This is a genomic window from Roseisolibacter sp. H3M3-2 (assembly GCF_029211165.1).
GTDB lineage: Bacteria > Gemmatimonadota > Gemmatimonadetes > Gemmatimonadales > Gemmatimonadaceae > Roseisolibacter.
The window spans coordinates 1-2640 of the sequence record NZ_JARGEK010000515.1 but is presented as its reverse complement, the minus strand read 5'-3'; the positions used below and the strand labels follow the sequence as shown (position 1 = coordinate 2640).

Annotated in this window: 2 protein-coding genes; both read right to left on the bottom strand. The window is 77.2% G+C overall.

The annotated features are described in order from the left end of the window. On the bottom strand, positions 1 to 2044 hold a 2044-nt coding region (locus PYV61_RS23845; RefSeq protein WP_275836373.1), incomplete at its 3' end, for an AAA family ATPase. Further along, positions 2045 to 2640: hypothetical protein (locus tag PYV61_RS23840; protein WP_275836372.1), on the bottom strand; the 596-nt coding region annotated here is incomplete at its 5' end. It abuts the gene before it with no gap.

The following is a 2640-nucleotide window of genomic DNA, read 5'->3' as shown; positions in this document are numbered from 1 at the left end:
CCTCGCGCGAGCGCCCGCGCCGCGCGTCGGTGGCCGCCAGGTGCTCGCGCAGCTCGGTCAGCTCGGCGCGGCGGCGGAGCAGGCCGGGGCCGGTCGTCTGCCCGGGGAGCAGCACCGCGCCGCGCGCGTCCACGAACGCGCTCCCCTCGCCCAGCACCTCGACGCCGCCGAGCAGCGTGCGCACCCACCCGCCCGCCGGCTCGGCCGCGCGCACGCGCTGCGCGAGCCCGCTGGCGTCGAGCGCCATCCCGTCGGGCGTGGTCGCCCCGGCGAACGGCGACGTCGCCGGAATCGCGTCGGCCGGCAGGAGGAGCAGGGGGCCCAGGTTCGCCGCCGCGTGCCACCCGCGCACGCGCTCCGCCACCGCGCGGTCGCGCACCACCACCGCGTGCACGCTCGCGCCGAGGAAACGCTCGACCAGCACGGCGGCGTCGGTGTCGGCGGTGACGAAGTCGGAGAGCGGGCCGAGCACCGCGCCGTCGCCGAACTGCTGCCGCTCCTTGAGCAGGCGCGCGGCGGCCGGGGCGAGGCCGACGCGGTCGCGCTCCAGCGCCTCCAGCCCGTTGATCTTCCCCTGGATCGACGTGTGCGCCTCGTCGGCACGCGCCAGCTCGGCGCGCGCGCCGGCCTCGCCGTCGCGCGCCGCGCGCACCGCCTGCCGCGCCTCGTCGAGCTCGAACTGCGCCTGCGCCACCTGCTCCCGCGCCAGCTCCAGCGCCTCGGCGGCGGCGACCGTCTCGCGCTCGACCGCCGACATCCGGTCGGCGAGCGCCGACAGCTCGGCGTCGAGCGCGGCGCGCCGCTGCCCCACCTCCTGCTCCTCGCGGTGCGTCGCCTCGCGGTCGATCTCCAGGCGGCGCGCCCGCTCGCGCAGCGCGCGCGCCGCGCGCTCCGGCTGCTCGACGTGCTGCCGCGCGGCGGCCACGGCGCGCCGCGTCTCCTCCTCCAGCGCCGCGCGCTCGGCCAGCTCCTGCGCCGCGCCGGCCAGCGTCTGCTCGCACTGCGCGCGCTCGGCGAGGGCGCGCTCGCGCTCCTCGGCCACGCGGTGCCCCAGCGCCTCCCCCTCCTTCTGCTCCTCCTCGGCGCGGCTGCGGCGCGACGTCGCGTTGCGCTGCCGCTCCTCGGCGACCGCCAGCTCCGCCTGCAGCTGCAGCACCGTCTGCCGCTCGCCGCCGACGATGCGCGCCAGCTCCGCGCGCTGCGCCTCGGCCGAACCGCGCGCCTGCTGCGCCGTCTCGCGCGCCCGCTCCGTCTCGGCCAGCGTCGCCTCGGCCTGCGGGTTGAGCAGCTGCAGCTCGGCGAGCCGCGCGTCGAGGCGCGCCAGCTCGTCCTTCCACTCCGCCATCTCGCGCCCCGCGAGCGTCAGCTCGACGTTGAAGCGGCGCGCCGTCAGCTCGGCGTGCCGCTCGGCGCGCTTGCGCTGGCGGGCGAGCGCGCGCGTCTGGCTGGCGACCTCGTTGATCAGATCGTCCAGGCGCGACAGGTCGACGCTCGTCTCCTCGAGGCGGCGCTCGGTGCTGCGGCGCCGGTCGCGGTAGAGCCCCACGCCCGCCGCCTCCTCGAACAGCTCGCGCCGGTCGTCGGGGCGGTCGGAGAGCAGGGCGTCGATCATCTTGCTCTCGATCACCACGCCCGAGTCGGCGCCCAGCCCCGTGCCGCGCACGAGGTCCTGGATGTCGCGCAGGCGGCACGCCGTGCGGTTCAGGAAGTACTCGCTCTCCCCCGACCGCGACAGGCGGCGGGTGATGACGACCTCCTTGAACGGGACCGGGAGCGTCCCCTCGCGGTTGTCGAAGTGGAGCGAGACCTCGGCGACGTTCACCGGGCGCCGCGCCGACGACCCCTGGAAGATGACCTCGGTCATCGAGCCGCCGCGCAGCATGCGCGCGCGCTGCTCGCCGAGCACCCAGCGGATGGCGTCGGACACGTTCGACTTGCCGCACCCGTTGGGCCCGACGATCGCCGTGGCGCCCTTGTCGAACTGCAGGAACGTGTGGTCCGCGAACGACTTGAAGCCCTGCAGCTCCAGCTTGGTCAACCGCACTTACAGACTTCTCCCGATTCGGTAAACCAGCGTGGCCGGCACGCCGGCCTTCTGGAGGGTGCGCGCGAGGTAGAGCGCCTGGTCCTGCGTCTGGTACGCGCCGGCGTACAGCGCGACCAGCCCGCCGCCGCGCGCGAGCGGGTAGGCGCGCACGTCGCGCCGCGCCAGCGCCTGCAGCCGGGCGGGCACGTCCACCGCGCGCACGCTGTCGGCGAGCAGCAGCGCGAACGGCGTACGCCGCACCTGCCCGGAGCCGGCGCCCAGCAGCCCGCGCCGCGCCAGCGAGACGCGCAGCGACTCCGCCTGCTCGCGCTGCGCGAAGGCGCCCATGTAGACGTCGACCCACGGCGTCCCCTCGACCGTCGGCGCGACGACGAGCACCGGCAGCGTCGCCGGATCCACGCCGGTCGGCGTGGGGAACGCGGCGCTGTCCGACGTCGCGCCGCCCACCCACACGCTCCACAGCGCGCGCCCGACCGTGTCGGCGGCGTTCGCGACCGTGAGCATGGGCAGCGTGTCGGGGAGCGCGGCCGCGGCGGCCGCCTGCGCCGAGTCGGCCGCCGCGCGCCGCGCCGAGTCGGCGGCCAGCGCGGCGG